We start from the raw sequence: 16,390 nt of genomic DNA on the forward strand, positions 1-16,390 counted from the left end.
CTCGACGGCGGTACCGGCGCTCTGCGCCCATCCGCCACGGCGACCGGGTGAACTTTAAATGCGGCAATTTAAGGGGGAGTTAAGAAGCGCATCGTGAAATACGCATGGTCTTCAACAACTTGCGTTTAAGCGACGCGCTGCGCGTGGCAGTGGGTGAGACGTCCACTCCGTTGTGCTAACGAGCCCAATATGGTCGCAACTACTGGATGGAGCTGCGCAGTGGCGTATCTTCGACCGCCACGTTCGATGCGGCAGCACCGGGCTCGGTAAAGTCGTAGAGCCATTGGCTATAGGGAAGCCGAAACAGAACCCGTTTCCCCAGGTGGTTCATCGCCACTTCCTCGCAGTCCTTCGCCTGGTAGGCCTGTCGGTCGCACATGGCGCGCGGGCTGTCCACCAGCCGGTAGTCGTGCCCTTGATAAACGAGCGCCGTCATCGCTCTTAACTTGAAGGAGCCCGGTGGCAGCACGACGAGGCGCAGGCTGGCGATCCAGGTGGCGAGGATCAGGACAACGATGATTGCGGTGGGGACCTGGAGCAATAATTTCATCTGAAAGCCTGCAATTATGGAGAGTGAATATATTTCTTCTAATATTGCTGGTCGTATATCAGGAAAGCTGAAGTAGAGTAAAAAGCTATCAAAGGTTGTGGTTTCCGGCTGGTTACCGCGCCATGCATGGCTTTCGCGTGCCGGCCCGGCGACGAGTTGTTCCCTGGCTCAGGCTCCGATCAGCGGGTCAAGATGGCTCGACCTGACGCTCCGCCTTCACGATTTTGTGCAATGCAAAAAACACGTCTTGAAATTGCTGCGACGCACGATTATTATATGACTTATCGAAGCGCTGCACCTCCTCCCGCGGCGCCCGATGCGGGTCGGTGGCACTCCTCCTCCCAGTCACCGATCAAGTTCGAGAGCCCCGTGTACCTCCTCCCACACGGGGCTCTTTTCATGTCTCGAATACGGCCGTGTTTCCCTGTATGTGGCACCTGTCGTGCGCAATTGGCGGCGCGGCGGGTTCTCGCAGGTATCGGCGCGCCATGACGTCCACCGTCTCACAGGCTTCCAAGGCAAACGGCTACATCTTCACGCTTCTGGCGATCGTCATCTTTTCGATCCAGGACGGGATCTCCAAGCATCTGGGCGCGATCTATCCGCCGGTCTTCGTCGCGATGATCCGCTATTGGGCCTTTGCACTTTTCGCGATTGCGCTGGCTGCGCGTACCAGGGAAGGCCTGAAGATCACGGCGACAACCAGGAGACCGTGGCTTCAGATCCTGCGCGGCGTGTTGCTGCCGACCCAGATCGTCATGGTGATCACGTCTTTCACCTGGGTCGGGCTCGCCCATTCGCAAGCGATTCTGGCGGCGACGCCTCTCTTCGTTGCCCTCCTGTCCATGCCGCTTCTCGGCGAGCGCGTCGGCTGGCGGCGATGGCTGGCAATCTCCGTCGGTCTCGGCGGCGTGCTTCTGATTCTGAAGCCCGCAGACGGCTTGTTCGACCGGACCTTCCTCTTGCCGCTCGGGGCGGCTCTGCTGTTTGCGCTTTATGTCATCGTCACGCGGCTCGTCAGCCGGCAGGATTCGGCGATGACCAGTTTCTTCTACACCGGCGTCGTGGGCGCTGCCGCGATCAGCCTGGTCGGCCCGTTCTTCTGGGTCACGCTCGCGCCGGCGGACTGGGGCTGGATGCTGTTGCTCTGCATCACCGGATCCTCCAGCCACTACTTCCTCATCCGGGCCTATGAGGTGCTGGATGCGGTGGCCGTTCAGCCGCTCACCTACCTCCAGCTCGTCTTTGCCTCGATAATGGGCGTGACGATTTTCAGTGAGACGCTGACGGTCAACATGATCGTCGGCTCCCTGCTGGTGGTCGCCGCCGGCATCTTCACCGTGTGGCGCGAGCGCGTCGTCGCCCGCCGTCGTGCCGGCTTGCCTCCGGCCTAAGCTCAGCGCAGCGCGTCGGCGACGACTTGGGGAAACATGCGGGTAGCGAATCCTGCTATGGCTTCGCCTTATTGTTGTGCTCGGCTGGCGCACGACAAAAGGAGGACTGCCATGAAGCTTCGATCCACCGTCTTCGCCCTCGGCGCATTTGCAGCGTTGAACGGCGAGGCTCTGGCACAGGAAGGCGTCGCCTATGTCGACGACCGCTCCGACGGGGCAGCTCTCGTCCGTTCGCTCTACAATGCCATCAACCGCAAGGAATATGCCCGCGCCTACGGCTATTTCGGCGAATCGAAGCCCGTCGGCGGCTACAAGTCCTTCACCCGCGGCTATGATCGCACCGTGTCGGTCGAGGTGAAGATCGGCAAGGTGAAAACGGAGGCTGGCGCCGGCAGCATCTATTCGGCGGTTCCGGTTGCGGTGAAGTCTATCGAGAAGCGCGCGCGGGTCCGGTTCTTCGCCGGCTGCTATGTCACGCGCATCATCAACCCGTCGCTACAGGTGCCGCCCTTCACGCCCTACCAGGTCGAAGCGGCGCGGCTCAAGGAAGTGAAAGGGCCGCTCGAGCAGGCGCTGCCGACGGTCTGTAACGCGCCCTGAAGTGGTCGAGGGAAGCGTGTCGTTTCCCCCGCGCCGCAATTCCAGCCAAAGTGAAGCAGGCAATCCCCCCTAAAGCGCGTCGCAATCTTTCAGATTCGCTCAATGCGCTTTAAGCTTTTGATATTTCGCATGTCGTTAGCGCAAAACCGCTGCGCACTTTTGCGCGACAGGCTTTAGGGAAGGTCGGTCCCTCCTGGGGGAGGGCGTTGTGCCAAGAAGCGTGCCCGCTCGAAGACGAGGATCACCACCAATGCCAGGACAAACGGGATGACCAGGTAGAGCAGGCGGAAGATGGCCAGCGCCGCCAGAACGTCGGCCGGGTCCATCTCCGGCAGCGCGGCGATGAAAATCAGCTCGAGAACGCCGAGCCCGCCCGGTGCATGCGAGAGCAGCGCTGCCGAGAAGGAGGCGAGAAAGATTCCGAGGATGACGATGTAGCCCGGGTTTCCGGCTTCCGGCAGTGCGAAATAGATGATCCCGGCAGCGCCGATCAACTCCACGGGAGCGATCACCAATTGCCTGAAGACGATCCTTGGCTTCGGGTAGTGAAGGTGGAACCAGCGCGTGCGGAACGATGGCAGCCCGACGAGGCTGCCGATGACATAGAGCCCGATAACGACGAGGATGAGCACGCCTGTGGTCAGCGACATTTCCACCGGCAGGAATTCGGCGAAGCGCTCGATGATGTCGGGTCGCACCAGGAGGACGATGGCCGAAAGCACCAGTGTGCCGAGCGTGAAGGTGAAGGAGCAGAAGGCGACGAGCACGCCGACTTCACCTGGAGAAAGCCCCTTGGAGCGATAGGCCCGGTAGCGAACGACCGCGCCGGAAAAGACCGAGGCACCGAGATTGTGCGACAGCGCGTAGGTCGTGAACGAGCAGAGCGTGATGAACCAGATCGAGATGCGGTGACCGAGATGGTCGAGCGCCAGCCGGTCGTAAGCCGCAAGCGCCGCATAGGCGACCAGTGTCGAGCAGATCGCCAACAGCCAGCTTTTAAGCGAGATCGCGTTGAAGCTTGCGAGGAACTCGTCGAGCGAAAGGCCGCGGAGCTCGTGATAAAGCGCATTCACCGAAAAGAGGATCGCGAGAAGGCCGACAACGGGCCAGAAATAGGTCTGCAGCCTCTTCATACAGGCGCCGCGATCGGTGTGAGGACGTGGGCGAGGCGTTCCGAGGACACTTCTGTTGCAGCTGCCGGAGTGGTTCTCCGAGCGGAGACATCCTGTTTTCTAAGCTGCTTTGTCGTAGCGTCACGCCCGCAGCGCGACGCTTCGGTCCTTACCCTTGCCAATGATCCGATTTCCCTTTGTGATTTGTTTCACAAAAAGGAAGCACCTGAGACCCCTGAGGTCAAGGATTGAGGGTCTGCCGAAACCGGAGAAACCGCCGGGAAACGGTGAAGGGGAAACGGTAAAGCGCGGACACCGCGTCGATCGTTTGGAAATGCGCGCGTGTCGGTTGATGCACTGCGCGTGAGAGCTGCGTGATTGGCGTGTGTGCAACCGCAGTCGAAGGCCGCGGCGAAGCACTTCGCCGCGGATCTGATGATGTCAAGCGGCGAGCGCGTCCAGGATACGGATCCAGGAGCGGATGCCCTTGTGGTAGGACTGCAGCTCGTACTTCTCGTTCGGCGAATGGATACGGTCGTCGGAAAGGCCGAAGCCGACCAGCAGCGATTCCATGCCGAGCATCTTCTGGAAGTCGCCGACGATCGGGATCGAGCCACCCATGCCGATGATGACGGCCGGCTTCGGCCACTCGTCGGAAAGCGCCACCTTCGCCGTGTTGAGCAGCGGCGATTCATAGGGCAGGTGGATGGCCGGAGAACCGCCGTGGGCGTGGAACTCGACCGAGCAATCCGCCGGAACCTTGGAGCGGACATAGGCGCGGAACGCTTCGCGGATCTTCTCCGGGTTCTGGTTGCCGACGAGGCGGAAGGAAACCTTCGCCGAAGCCTCGGCCGCAATCACCGTCTTGAAGCCTTCGCCGGTATAGCCGCCGGTGATGCCGTTGACTTCGGCGGTCGGGCGCGCCCAGGTCAGTTCCAGCACCGAGCGGTTCTTTTCGCCCGACGGGATCGACAGGCCGATTTCGCCGAGAAACTTCTCCGCCGTCTGGCCGAGCGTTTCCCAGGCAGCCTTGATCTGGGCCGGGGTCTCTTCGACGCCTTCGTAGAAGCCTGGGAGCGTTACGCGGCTGTTTTCGTCGTGAAGGCCGGCGAGAATGGTGGTAAGGATGCGGATCGGGTTGGCTGCAGCGCCGCCAAAATAGCCGGAATGCAGATCGCGGTCGGCAGCCCTCACGATGACCTCTTCGCCGACGAGGCCGCGCAGGCCTGCGGAGATGGCTGGTGTATCGCGGTCCCACATGCTGGTATCGCAGACCAGCGCATAATCGGCCTTGAGTTCGGCGGCATTGGCTTCCAGGAACGGCTTCAGCGACGGCGAGCCGGATTCCTCTTCGCCCTCGAACAGAATGGTGACGCGGCAGGGCAGGGCGCCATGGACGTCCTTGTAGGCGCGTACCGCTTCGACGAAGGTCAAGAGCTGCCCCTTGTCATCAGCCGTGCCGCGACCGGTGATCACCTTGCGGCCGGGTTCGATTTCCTTGATGCCCGGCTCGAACGGGTCCGTGTCCCAGAGGTTCAGCGGATCGACCGGCTGGACGTCGTAGTGACCGTAAAACAGCACATGCGGCGCATCTGGCTTGGCAGCATCGTGATGAGCGACGACCATGGGATGGCCGGGGGTGTCGCGCACCGAGGCGGTGAAGCCGAGGCCGTTGAGTTCCGCCACCAGCCATTCGGCTGCCTTGCGGCATTCCGCCTTGAAGGCCGGGTCGGTGGAGATCGACTTGATCCGAACGAGATCGAACAGCCGGTCGAGGCTGTCAGGCAGGTTGGCGTCTGCGCGTTCGAGAACGGGGGTGATATCTGCCATCATGCATATCCTTGCTTCAAGTTTTGCCGGAACCTACTGCATCAATCGCCAAATCGAAATCGATTTGCGCACGAAATCCGTGGGGACGTTCCACTGCATGTCTCCTTTAATCGACTTCGATTTAAGGACAAAGACATGCAGCAAATCAAAGTTCTGCAGCGACCTTTGCGCGTCTGATAAGACGCGGCGATGTAGAGTGGCGGCGACTGACGAGCATTCGACGCTGCGCCTTCAGACACGCAAAGGCACTGGACGCGCTCGCTCTGGTTTTAGAGCCTAAGGTCATTCGCTTTAAGCCAAATATTTTGATGGATCGATCAGGGGAGGTGCGAAGCTTCAGGCGCGGCCGTCGCCACGTGCCACGCTGGCAAGCGCCATGCGCATATATTCGAGCATCAGCTCGCGCTCGAAATTCCTGAGGCCGGAAAGCAGCGACTGGTCGGCGGCAAGGGCTGCTTCCTTGGCGGCTGCCTCCATCTCCTTTGCCCGTTCGGTTAGGAAGATCTGCTGCGAGCGCTTGTCCTGAGGGTGCTTGCGTCTGACGATGAGCCCGTCCCGCTCCATGCGGGAGAGCGTGTTGGCCATCGTCGCCTGCTCGATGTCGAGGCGATCGAGCAGTTGCTTCTGCGTCAAGCCTTCCTCGGCCCAAAGTTCGAGCAGAATCGGAAACTGCCCGGGTGCGAAACCAAGCTTCTGGCCGCGCTCGTGAAGCGCGCGCGAAAAGCTCTTAGCCAGCAGGCTGGCCAGATAGGTCGCAGATTCCATACGATTGAAGGCCATGCCTATCGGTACGCCCGAAGCGTCATGAAGACAAGTTACAATGCAGGCGATGAACCTTGGGAAGCGCTGAGCTCACTTCGATTTGAGCGGACATTATCGAAAGCCTTGGTGCCAAGTAAAAAACCGTCACGGCGCGGAGGCGGCGCCGTGACGGTTTCTTGAAAACGGGACAAAGGCCCGGAGAGGGGGATAAGGCCTTTGTCCTCATCTGGTGCGGGCGGGGGACAGGCCAATCACCAGAAGACGGCATCACTCGGTGCCGTTGACTAAGATTTGAGGAGTCAAATGTGGCTTTTCAAGGATAGCCGGTGCGATTCCGACATTACAAATGCGTAACGTTTGCGTGAAAGCTCACGCACCTCTCAGCGATCCGTCGAGGCCCGGTTTCGCAAGGCAAAAATGAATTCCACAACGCCGATCGCCATTGCAACCATCATCGCCGTTTTTGCCATTTCGCCAGCTGTTTGATCTGGCGTGATCGAGATGACGACAATGAAGGCAACGTTGAGTGCGGCGCGAGCGAGCGCATATTCCACCTTCTGCCAACGCGGCCAGGGCGTGCCATCCGCTCGCCTGAAATGGGCATCGAGACCTGCCATGGCAAGCACATAGATGGGCGCAAAGACTGTCTTGATGATGACGAGGAATGTCGGATCAGCCGACAGGAGCCAGGAAATGAGGAAGCAAAAGACGGCAAAGCCTGAAAAAAGGAGATACTGTTGCAGGGCGTAACGCACGTCATGCGGCATGGCTGGCCTCCTCTGTGGCAAGTGGAGATTGTAGTGCCCGGCGGGAAAACCGCAATGGACCTTTGCCTCACCCCGCGCTATCCATTTGCCCATGAAAAACGGTGATCATCTCTTCCTCGTCGACGGCTCCGGGTTCATCTTCCGGGCGTTCCATGCCATCCCGCCTCTCAACCGCAAATCCGATGGCCTCCCGGTCAATGCGGTATCGGGTTTCTGCAACATGTTGTGGAAGCTGCTCACCGATGCGCGCGACACCTCGGTCGGCGTCACGCCGACCCATTTCGCGGTCATCTTCGACTATTCCTCGAAGACGTTCCGCAATGCGCTCTACGATCAGTACAAGGCGAACCGCACGGCGCCGCCGGAAGACCTCATTCCGCAGTTCGGCCTGATCCGTCACGCGACGCGCGCCTTCAACCTGCCTTGCATCGAAAAGGAAGGCTACGAGGCGGACGATCTGATAGCCACCTATGCGCGCCTTGCCGAGGCGGCCGGCGCGGGTGTCACCATCGTCTCGTCCGACAAGGACCTGATGCAGCTCGTCACGTCGAATGTGTCGATGTACGACAGCATGAAGGACAAGCAGATCTCGATCCCCGAGGTCATCGAAAAATGGGGCGTGCCGCCGGAGAAGATGATCGATCTCCAGGCGATGACGGGTGACTCCACCGACAACGTTCCCGGCATTCCCGGCATCGGCCCGAAGACGGCGGCGCAGCTGCTCGAAGAATACGGCGATCTTGAAACGCTGCTGGCGCGTGCCGGCGAGATCAAGCAGGCCAAGCGCCGCGAGAACATCATCGCCAATGCCGACCTCGCGCGCCTGTCGCGCCAGCTCGTGGAGCTCAAGACCGACACGCCGCTCGATGTTCCGCTGGAAGAGCTGAGCCTGGAGCCGCAAAACGGGCCGAAGCTGATCGCTTTCCTCAAGGCGATGGAATTCACCACCCTGACGCGTCGTGTCGCCGCGGCGACGGGCACGGACGCGGACGCCGTGGAAGCCGCAAGCGTGCCGGTGGAATGGGGTGCGGATGCGCGCGGCCCGGATCTCGACAAGGGAGACGCGGCGACGGCTGTCAGCGAAGGATCCACCGCCAAGGCAGCGGTCCGCGGTGAGGCCGCCGAGGCCGCCGCTGTCCTGTCACGTGCCGGCGAAACGGATGCGGCAGACGCCACGCCGCAGGCGCTGGCCGCAGCTCGCGCCGAAATCTTCGCCAAGGCACCGTTCGATCACAGCGCCTATGTCACGATCCGTGATGTCGCCACTCTCGACCAGTGGATATCAGCCGCGCACGATGCCGGCGTCGTCGGCTTCGACACGGAAACGAACTCGCTCGATGCCATGCAGGCCGATCTCGTCGGTTTCTCGCTGGCGATCGCCGACCATCGGGCCGACCCAACGGGCACCGCCATCCGGGCGGCATACGTTCCGCTGATCCACAAGACCGGTGTCGGCGATCTCCTGGGCGGCGGGCTCGCCGAAAACCAGATCCCGGTCGGGGAGGCGCTGAGCCGGCTGAAGCGCCTGCTCGAGGACCCCTCCGTCCTCAAGGTCGCGCAGAACCTGAAATACGATTACCTCGTGATGAAACGGCACGGCATCACCGTGGAGAGTTTCGACGACACGATGCTCATGTCCTATGTCGTCGATGCCGGCAACGGCACGCACGGCATGGATGCTCTTTCCGAGCGCTGGCTGAACCACAAGCCGATCGCCTACAAGGACATCACCGGCTCCGGCAAGTCGTCGGTGACCTTCGACTTCGTCGATATCGACAGGGCGACGGCCTATGCCGCCGAGGATGCGGACGTCACGCTGAGACTCTGGCACATCCTGAAGGCGCGGCTGGCCGCCAAGGGGCTGACGCGCGTCTATGAACGGCTCGAGCGGCCGCTGGTCGCCGTGCTTGCGCGCATGGAAGATCGCGGCATTACCATTGATCGCCAGATCCTGTCGCGGCTTTCGGGCGAGCTCGCGCAAGGTGCGGCGGCTCTGGAGGACGAGATCTACAAGCTCGCTGGCGAAACCTTCACCATTGGTTCGCCGAAGCAACTCGGCGACATCCTGTTCGGCAAGATGGGCTTTGCCGGCGGGTCGAAGACGAAGACCGGGCAATGGTCGACCTCGGCGCAGGTGCTGGAAGATCTCGCCGCCGAAGGCCACGAGCTGCCGCGCAAGATCGTCGACTGGCGGCAGCTGACCAAGCTCAAATCCACCTACACCGATGCGCTTCCGGGCTTCGTCCACCCGGAGACAAAGCGTGTTCACACGTCTTACGCGCTGGCCGCCACCACGACCGGTCGCCTGTCGTCGTCCGATCCGAACCTGCAGAACATCCCGGTGCGCACCGCCGAAGGCCGCAAGATCCGCACTGCCTTTGTCGCGACGCCCGGCCACAAGCTCGTCTCGGCCGACTACAGCCAGATCGAACTGCGCGTGCTCGCCCATGTCGCCGACATTCCGCAGCTTCGCCAGGCCTTCGCCGACGGCGTCGACATTCATGCGATGACGGCCTCGGAAATGTTCGGCGTTCCAGTCGAGGGCATGCCGGGCGAGATCCGCCGCCGCGCCAAGGCGATCAACTTCGGCATCATCTACGGCATCTCGGCCTTCGGGCTCGCCAACCAGCTGTCGATCGAACGCTCCGAGGCCGGCGACTACATCAAGCGCTATTTCGAGCGCTTCCCGGGCATTCGCGATTACATGGAAGGCACCAAGGTGTTCGCCCGCGAGCACGGTTACGTCGAGACCATCTTCGGTCGCCGGGCACATTATCCGGATATCCGCTCGTCGATCCCGTCGCATCGCGCCTTCAACGAACGCGCCGCGATCAACGCGCCGATCCAGGGCTCGGCCGCCGATATCATCCGCCGCGCCATGGCGAAGATGGAGCCGGCGCTGGCCGAGGCGAAACTCTCGGCCCGCATGTTGCTGCAGGTGCACGACGAACTGATCTTCGAGGTTGAGGACGCCGAGGTGGAAAAGACCATTCCGATCGTCGTCTCGGTGATGGAGAACGCCGCCATGCCGGCGCTCGACATGAAGGTGCCGCTCAAGGTCGATGCGCGCGCCGCGACCAATTGGGACGAGGCGCACTAATCCGAGCGGCCCTGTGCCTGGTTTTCTGATGGAATTCCCTCAGAAAACCTCAAAAGTCAGATGCGATGAATCTTGCAGCGCCCGGGGGCATTTAATGCCCTCGGGCGTCTTTCCATCAGGATGATAGAAAGCGTCGGCCGTCGCAGCCGGAACGATTGCCGGCGCGTTCAACTCCCCATAGGCAGCGGTTGGGAGGGGGCTCGAGGCCTCATCCGGAACCGCCGCAATCGGAGGAGATCATGGCGCCGAAGACCTTCATTCTTGTGCTTTCCTGCGACGACAAACCCGGCATCGTCGCGGCCGTCACCACCGAGCTTGCCGCGCTCGGCGCGAACATCGCCGAAAGCAACCAGTTCTGGGACACAAAGACCAACAGCTTCTTCATGCGCATCGCCTTTCAGGTTGCGGCGAGCGTTCAGGCTGGTGATGTCGAGCGGGCCTTGCGCCCGGCCGTCGAGCGTTTCCAGATGCGGACCGTTCTTGCGGACGCCACGGTGAAGCCGAAGATCCTCATCCTCGTCTCCAAATTCGATCATGCGCTCCTGCATCTAAACTACCAGATCCGTGTCGGCTGGCTGAACGCGGAGGTCGTCGCCATCGTCTCCAACCACGAGGACAGCCGACGCACGGCCGAGGCCGAGGGGCTCGCCTACCACTGTTGGCCGGTATCGAAAGACAACAAGGCCGAACAGGAGGAGAGGCTCTTGCGCCTGGTCCAGGAGACCGGCGCCGATCTCGTCATCCTTGCCCGCTACATGCAGGTCTTTTCGGACAATCTGTCGAAGCGCCTCTATGGCAAGGCGATCAACATCCACCATTCCTTCCTGCCGAGCTTCAAGGGCGCCAAGCCCTATCATCAGGCGCATGAGCGCGGGGTGAAGCTGATCGGCGCGACGGCGCATTACGTCACGCCCGATCTCGACGAGGGTCCGATCATCGAGCAGGAAACCGAGCGCGTCAGCCATGCGCTGACGGCCGAGGACTTCGTCGCCACCGGCCGCGACATCGAAAGCCGCGTGCTTGCCCGGGCCGTCAAGCTGCACCTGGAGCGGCGCGTGATGCTCAACGGTCACAAGACGGTGGTGTTCAGCTAACAGGGTCCGAAAGCATCTGAGCCGGTACCCGCACGGGCGCCGGCTAAGGATGTCAGGGGCGTGCGGCAACGGCGGTTGCCGTGATCGCCGGCGCGCGGAAGCTCGCGAAGAGCCGGCTCAGGCCTTCGCGTCCCTCGGCCGTCAGATCGAAGGGACGGCCGAAAAGCAGCCATTCCGTACAGAGCCCGAGCATCATCCAGTGCAGCGTCCGCGTCGCCGAGGCCGGCGTCCAGCTCTCGTGCATCTGCCCCTTGGCGAGCGCTCGCGAAAAGGCGAGCTCAAGCAGAACGTTGTGGCGCTCGTCGAGTTCTTTCTGGCGGGTCAGGACCTCGCTCATGTCGCCGTCGTAATTGGTACGCAGCATGATCGTCAGAATGCGCTGGCGCTGCTCGTCGGCGGCGAGAACATCGAGCCAGTCGCCCATGGCGCTTTCGAGAATGGAAAGGGTATCGGCGGCTTCCGCCTCGATCTCGCGGGCGACCATGTCTTCCTGCGGCAGGGGCACGGCGTCGTGCAGTGCGAGGAACAGGTCGGTCTTGTTGGCAAAGTGCCAGTAGATGGCACCGCGCGTCACGCCGGCGGCCTTGGCGATTTCTTCCAGCGTCGTGTTCGAGACGCCCTTTTCGTAGAAGACGCGCTCGGCGGCGCACAGGATTTTCTGTCGGGTTACTTCTGCGTCGGCTTTTGTTCGGCGCATTCATTCCTCCTCATCAGACGGCCCGCCGACAGTGGTGTTCAGCGGGCCGTCTGTTGTCGTTTTACTCGGCGGGCGTCGGGTTTTCTGCGGCTGCCGGTGTGTTTTCCACTTTCTTTCGACCGAAGAGCTTCGTGACGAACACGAAGAAGACCGGAACGAAGAAGATGGCGAGCACCGTTGCCGAGATCATCCCGCCCATGACGCCGGTGCCGATGGCGCGCTGGCTGCCGGAGCTCGCACCCGTGGCGATCGCCAGCGGCAGAACGCCGAGCGTGAAGGCCAGCGACGTCATCAGGATCGGCCGGAAGCGAAGATGTGCCGCCTCCAGCGTCGCGTCGATCAGCGACTTGCCCTGCTCGCGCAGTTCCTTGGCAAACTCGATGATCAGGATCGCGTTCTTGGCTGACAGACCGATGATCGCAATCAGGCCCACCTTGAAGTACACGTCGTTCGGCATGTCGCGCATCATCACGGCGAGCACGGAACCGATGACGCCGAGCGGCACCACCATGATCACCGCCACCGGGATTGACCAGCTCTCGTAGAGTGCGGCCAGGCACAGGAACACCAGAAGGCACGACAGCGCGATCAGGAGCGGCGCCTGGGTGCCGGACTGGATTTCCTGCAGGGACTGCCCTGTCCACTCGTAACCGAAGCCTGCAGGCAATTGTCCCGCCAACCGTTGCATCTCTGCGATCGCGTCACCCGAGGAGTAGCCGTGGGCGGCTTCGCCGCTGATACGGACCGACGGGTAGCCGTTATAGCCGATCGTCTGGGTCGAGGCCTTGACCCATTCCACGGTCGCGAAGGCCGACAGCGGGACCATGCCGCCATTGGCGTTGCGGACGTTCAGGTTCAGGAGGTCGGCGGTCTGCATGCGCTGACCTTCATCCGCCTGCACCGTCACGCGCTGCATGCGCCCGGCATTGGGGAAGTCGTTGACGTAGGACGAGCCGAGGTTTGTCGAGATCGTCGAGTTGATGTCGGCGAAGGTCACACCGAAGGTGTTGGCCTTCTCGCGGTCGATGGTGACGCTGACCTGGGCCGCATCCGGCATGCCCTCGAAGCGGACGCCGGCAAGCACCTTGCTTTCGGCTGCCATGCCGAGAAGCTGGTCACGGGCCTGCGACAGTGCCGCCTGGCCGAGACCGCCGCGGTCCTGCAGGCGGAACGAGAAGCCGCCCGTGGTGCCGAGGCCCTGGATCGCCGGCGGCGACAGCGCGAAGCTGATCGCGTCCTTGATCTGGCTCATCGCCATCGTCGCGCGCATCGCGATCGACTGTGCGGCGTTGTTGGCGTCGCGCTCCTTCCAGTCCTTGAGCGTCACGAAGGCAAGCGCCGCGTTCTGGCCGGTACCGAAGAAGGAGAAGCCGTTGATCGCGATGATGCGTTCGACGGCGGGCTCCTGGCCGAAGATCTTCTCGGCCTGCTCCACCACCTCGGTCGTGCGGTTTCCGGTCGCTTCCGACGGCAGCTGCATCATGACGATCACGAAGCCCTGGTCTTCGTCCGGCAGGAACGACGACGGCAGCTTCATGAACAGCCAGCCGAGGCCGGCGAGCACCGCGACATAGACGATCATGTAGCGGCCGGTCCGGTGGACCAGGCGCTTCACGATGCCGCTATAGCCGTGCGAGGTCTTGTCGAAGCTGCGGTTGAACCAGCCGAAGAAGCCGCGCTTGGCGTGGTGATGGCCCTTCGGCACCTGCTTCAGGAAGCTGGCGCAGAGCGCCGGTGTCAGCGACAAGGCGAGAAGCGCCGAGAACAGGATCGAGACGACCATCGTCAGCGAGAATTGGCGATAGATCACGCCGACGGCGCCCGGGAAGAAGGCCATCGGAATGAACACGGAGGCGAGAACCAGCGTGATGCCGATGACGGCGCCGGTGATCTGCTTCATCGCCTTGCGGGTCGCTTCCTTCGGCGTCAGCCCTTCCTCGGACATGATGCGCTCGACGTTTTCGACGACGATGATCGCATCGTCGACGAGAATGCCGATCGCCAGCACCATGCCGAACATGGTCAGAACGTTGATCGAGAAGCCCATCGCCAGCATGACGGCGCAGGTGCCGAGCAGGGCGACCGGCACGACGAGCGTCGGGATGATGGTGTAGCGGATGTTCTGCAGGAACAGGAACATCACGATGAACACCAGCGCGACCGCCTCGACCAGCGTCGAAAGCACCTTCTCGATCGAGACGGCGACGAAGGGCGAAGTGTCGTAGGGGACCGAGTATTCGAGGCCCTGCGGGAAGAACTTCGCCAGTTCGTCCATGCGTTCCTTGATGGCCGCCGAGGTCGACATGGCATTGCCGCTCGGTGACAGCTGGACGGCGATAGCCGCCGACGGCTTGCCGTTGAGCCGCGTCGAGAAGGCATAGCTTTCGCCGCCGATTTCGATACGGGCGACGTCGCGCAGGCGAACGGACGAACCATCCGGATTGGCGCGAAGGACGATGGCGCCGAACTCTTCGGCGCTCTCCAGCTGGCCCTTGACGACAACGGGCGCGCTGATCTGCTGGCTGATCGGGTTCGGCTGGGCGCCGATCGAACCGGAGGCAATCTGGGCGTTCTGCGCCGTGATCGCGTTCGTCACGTCCGCCGCGGTCAGGTTCAGACCGAGCATCTTGTCCGGGTCGAGCCAGACGCGCATCGAGCGTTCGGTGGCAAAAAGCTGCGCACGGCCGACGCCGGGCACACGCTGGATTTCGCTCAAAACGTTGCGGCTGAGATAATCGCCGAGGCCGATGGCATCCATCGAGCCGTCGGTCGAGGTCAGGGCCACGATCATGAGGAAGCCGGAACCGGCCTCATCGACCTGAACACCCTGGCGCTTGACCGAATCGGGCAGGCGCGGCTCGACGCGGCGAACGCGGTTCTGAATGTCGACCGCCGCCTGTCCCGGATCGGTGCCGGGCGCAAAGGTGGCGCTGATTTCAACCGAACCGGAGGCGCTGGAGGTCGATTCGAAATAGAGCAGACCTTCGACGCCGTTCAACTCGTCTTCGATCAGTCGTGTGACGCTCTGATAGGTGTCCTGTGACGAGGCGCCGGGGTAGCTCGTGTTGATAGAGATCTGCGGCGGTGCGACGTCAGGATATTGCGATACCGGCAGAAGCGGGATCGCAATGACGCCGGCGACCATGATGAAGATCGCCACCACCCAGGCAAAAATAGGCCTGTCGATGAAAAAACTGGGCATCAATCAAACTCACTTTGTAGCTTCGGCAGGCTTTTCGTCGGCAGAGGCCGTCGTCTGGGCTGCTTCTGCCGCAGGCTTGGCATCCGGGTTCCAGTCCGTCGGCTCGACCGGGGCGCCGGGGCCGATCTTCTGGAAGCCTTCGACGATGACCTTCTCGCCGGCCTTGAGGCCGGAGGTCACCTGCCAGCGGGTGCCGATGGTGCGGCCGAGCGTCACATTGCGGAACTCGACCTTGTTGTCTGCGGCAACGACGTAGACCTGCGATTGGCCGGCATTGTTGCGCTGGACGGCCTGCTGCGGGACGGTGATCGCATCCTTCTCGACGCCCTGCTGGACGAGCACGCGCACATACATGCCGGGAAGCAGGTCGTTTTCGGGGTTCGGGAATTCGCCACGCAGCGTCACCTGGCCGGTCGTCGCATCGACGGCCGCTTCGGAGAACAGCAGCTTGCCTTTGTGTTCGTAGGCCGTGCCGTCGTCGAGCACGAGCTGGACTTCGGCTTCTTCGTCGCCGCTCAGCATCTTGCCGTCCTCGAGCGCCTTGCGCAGGCGGATGAGGTCGGTCGCCGACTGGGTGAAGTCGGCATAGAGCGGGTCGAGCTGCTGGATCGTCGCGAGATTTTCCGAGCTGTTGGTGCTGACGAGCGCGCCTTCGGTGATCATCGCGCGACCGATGCGGCCGCTGATCGGTGCCGTCACGTCGGCATATTGCAGGTCGAGTTTCGCTGCCGCGAGGCCGGCCTCGGCGATCGCAACATCGGCGTCGGCGGTCGCGAGCAGGGCCGCCGCATCTTCCAACTGTTGCGCGGCGACGACGTTCGCCTTCTTCAACTGTTCCTGGCGATCGGCCTTCTGCTGGGCCTGCAGGCGCACGGACTGGGCGCGCCGAAGCGTTGCTTCGGCCTTTTCGACCTGCACGCGGAAGGGCGCCGGATCGATGCGGTAGAGCACGTCGCCTTCATTGACCTTGGAACCCTGCTGGAAGACGCGCTCGACGACGATGCCGGAAACGCGCGGGCGGACCTCGGCGACGCGTGTCGCGGTAATGCGGCCGGGGAGCTCGTTGGTGATCGGCAGCGTTTCGGTCTTGGTCGTGAAGACCGCGACCGCGGACGGTGGGAATGCGGCGGCGGCCGGCTGCTCGTCCTCTTTCTGGCAACCGGAAAGAAGAATCACAGTTGCCAAGGCGGCGGCCAGTGTCGGTCGGTTCATGCGCATAGCGATGTCCATATTCGGTGACCGCAGGCAACGGCTGCATCTCGCAAGGTGCCCGTGCGGTCCG

12 protein-coding genes are annotated in these 16,390 nt (G+C 62.3%); 4 read left to right on the forward strand and 8 right to left on the reverse strand.

Annotation, left to right across the window (positions count from 1 at the left end; translation table 11 throughout):
- Positions 1–199: 199 nt before the first annotated feature.
- Positions 200–550 (reverse strand): hypothetical protein, encoded by a 351-nt coding sequence (locus ACN9MO_RS18165; RefSeq protein WP_057247764.1) that lies wholly within the window; start codon positions 548–550, stop codon positions 200–202.
- Positions 551–1,038: 488 nt separating this feature from the next.
- Between ACN9MO_RS18165 and ACN9MO_RS18170 the strand changes: the two genes are divergently transcribed.
- Complete coding sequence (locus tag ACN9MO_RS18170) at positions 1,039–1,944, forward strand: DMT family transporter (protein ID WP_113132910.1); 906 nt, start codon at positions 1,039–1,041, stop codon at positions 1,942–1,944.
- Positions 1,945–2,055: 111 nt separating this feature from the next.
- Positions 2,056–2,544 carry a hypothetical protein gene (locus ACN9MO_RS18175; RefSeq protein WP_057247766.1) on the forward strand — a complete coding sequence of 163 codons (489 nt, stop codon included), beginning with the start codon at positions 2,056–2,058 and terminating at the stop codon, positions 2,542–2,544.
- 173 nt (positions 2,545–2,717) lie between these two features.
- On the opposite strand, the gene ACN9MO_RS18180 is transcribed toward ACN9MO_RS18175, so the two are convergent.
- The 4 genes from ACN9MO_RS18180 to ACN9MO_RS18195 form a co-directional block, all read right to left on the reverse strand.
- A complete protein-coding gene (locus ACN9MO_RS18180) occupies positions 2,718–3,677 on the reverse strand; it encodes a lysylphosphatidylglycerol synthase transmembrane domain-containing protein (RefSeq protein ID WP_058324485.1) in 960 nt (319 codons plus the stop codon).
- Positions 3,678–4,097: 420 nt separating this feature from the next.
- Positions 4,098–5,489: a M20/M25/M40 family metallo-hydrolase gene (locus ACN9MO_RS18185; protein WP_113132909.1), complete on the reverse strand. Its 1,392-nt coding sequence runs from the start codon at positions 5,487–5,489 to the stop codon at positions 4,098–4,100.
- A 333-nt stretch (positions 5,490–5,822) separates the two neighbouring features.
- Positions 5,823–6,266 (reverse strand): MarR family winged helix-turn-helix transcriptional regulator, encoded by a 444-nt coding sequence (locus tag ACN9MO_RS18190; RefSeq protein ID WP_057247769.1) that lies wholly within the window; start codon positions 6,264–6,266, stop codon positions 5,823–5,825.
- A gap of 362 nt (positions 6,267–6,628) precedes the next feature.
- The gene (locus ACN9MO_RS18195; protein ID WP_113132907.1) at positions 6,629–7,015 is read right to left on the reverse strand and encodes a hypothetical protein; all 387 of its coding nucleotides are present in this window, start codon (positions 7,013–7,015) and stop codon (positions 6,629–6,631) included.
- Between the two features lie 91 nt (positions 7,016–7,106).
- On the opposite strand from ACN9MO_RS18195, the gene polA reads away from it, so the two are divergent.
- Both polA and purU read left to right on the forward strand, forming a co-directional pair.
- Positions 7,107–10,115 carry a DNA polymerase I gene (gene polA, locus ACN9MO_RS18200; protein ID WP_113132906.1) on the forward strand — a complete coding sequence of 1,003 codons (3,009 nt, stop codon included), beginning with the start codon at positions 7,107–7,109 and terminating at the stop codon, positions 10,113–10,115.
- 239 nt (positions 10,116–10,354) lie between these two features.
- Complete coding sequence (gene purU / locus ACN9MO_RS18205; protein WP_113132905.1) at positions 10,355–11,209, forward strand: formyltetrahydrofolate deformylase; 855 nt, start codon at positions 10,355–10,357, stop codon at positions 11,207–11,209.
- Between the two features lie 52 nt (positions 11,210–11,261).
- On the opposite strand, the gene ACN9MO_RS18210 is transcribed toward purU, so the two are convergent.
- The 3 genes from ACN9MO_RS18210 to ACN9MO_RS18220 all read right to left on the reverse strand — a co-directional run bounded on the left by ACN9MO_RS18210 (position 11,262) and on the right by ACN9MO_RS18220 (position 16,338).
- Positions 11,262–11,906: a TetR family transcriptional regulator gene (locus tag ACN9MO_RS18210; RefSeq protein WP_058324490.1), complete on the reverse strand. Its 645-nt coding sequence runs from the start codon at positions 11,904–11,906 to the stop codon at positions 11,262–11,264.
- A 61-nt stretch (positions 11,907–11,967) separates the two neighbouring features.
- Positions 11,968–15,108 carry an efflux RND transporter permease subunit gene (locus tag ACN9MO_RS18215; RefSeq protein WP_058324491.1) on the reverse strand — a complete coding sequence of 1,047 codons (3,141 nt, stop codon included), beginning with the start codon at positions 15,106–15,108 and terminating at the stop codon, positions 11,968–11,970.
- Between the two features lie 9 nt (positions 15,109–15,117).
- The gene (locus ACN9MO_RS18220) at positions 15,118–16,338 is read right to left on the reverse strand and encodes an efflux RND transporter periplasmic adaptor subunit (RefSeq protein WP_057247775.1); all 1,221 of its coding nucleotides are present in this window, start codon (positions 16,336–16,338) and stop codon (positions 15,118–15,120) included.
- Positions 16,339–16,390: the final 52 nt, after the last annotated feature.

Source organism: Ensifer sp. R-19, from assembly GCF_049905105.1.
GTDB lineage: Bacteria > Pseudomonadota > Alphaproteobacteria > Rhizobiales > Rhizobiaceae > Ensifer.

Bases quoted from the DNA above. Each gene is read 5' to 3' on its own strand.
- ACN9MO_RS18195 (WP_113132907.1), bottom strand. From the start codon at position 7,015: ATGCCGCATGACGTGCGTTACGCCCTGCAACAGTATCTCCTTTTTTCA.
- ACN9MO_RS18220 (WP_057247775.1), bottom strand. From the start codon at position 16,338: ATGGACATCGCTATGCGCATGAACCGACCGACACTGGCCGCCGCCTTG.
- ACN9MO_RS18190 (WP_057247769.1), bottom strand. From the start codon at position 6,266: ATGGCCTTCAATCGTATGGAATCTGCGACCTATCTGGCCAGCCTGCTG.
- polA (WP_113132906.1), top strand. From the start codon at position 7,107: ATGAAAAACGGTGATCATCTCTTCCTCGTCGACGGCTCCGGGTTCATC.
- ACN9MO_RS18215 (WP_058324491.1), bottom strand. From the start codon at position 15,108: ATGCCCAGTTTTTTCATCGACAGGCCTATTTTTGCCTGGGTGGTGGCG.
- ACN9MO_RS18165 (WP_057247764.1), bottom strand. From the start codon at position 550: ATGAAATTATTGCTCCAGGTCCCCACCGCAATCATCGTTGTCCTGATC.
- ACN9MO_RS18170 (WP_113132910.1), top strand. From the start codon at position 1,039: ATGACGTCCACCGTCTCACAGGCTTCCAAGGCAAACGGCTACATCTTC.
- ACN9MO_RS18210 (WP_058324490.1), bottom strand. From the start codon at position 11,906: ATGCGCCGAACAAAAGCCGACGCAGAAGTAACCCGACAGAAAATCCTG.
- purU (WP_113132905.1), top strand. From the start codon at position 10,355: ATGGCGCCGAAGACCTTCATTCTTGTGCTTTCCTGCGACGACAAACCC.
- ACN9MO_RS18185 (WP_113132909.1), bottom strand. From the start codon at position 5,489: ATGATGGCAGATATCACCCCCGTTCTCGAACGCGCAGACGCCAACCTG.
- ACN9MO_RS18175 (WP_057247766.1), top strand. From the start codon at position 2,056: ATGAAGCTTCGATCCACCGTCTTCGCCCTCGGCGCATTTGCAGCGTTG.
- ACN9MO_RS18180 (WP_058324485.1), bottom strand. From the start codon at position 3,677: ATGAAGAGGCTGCAGACCTATTTCTGGCCCGTTGTCGGCCTTCTCGCG.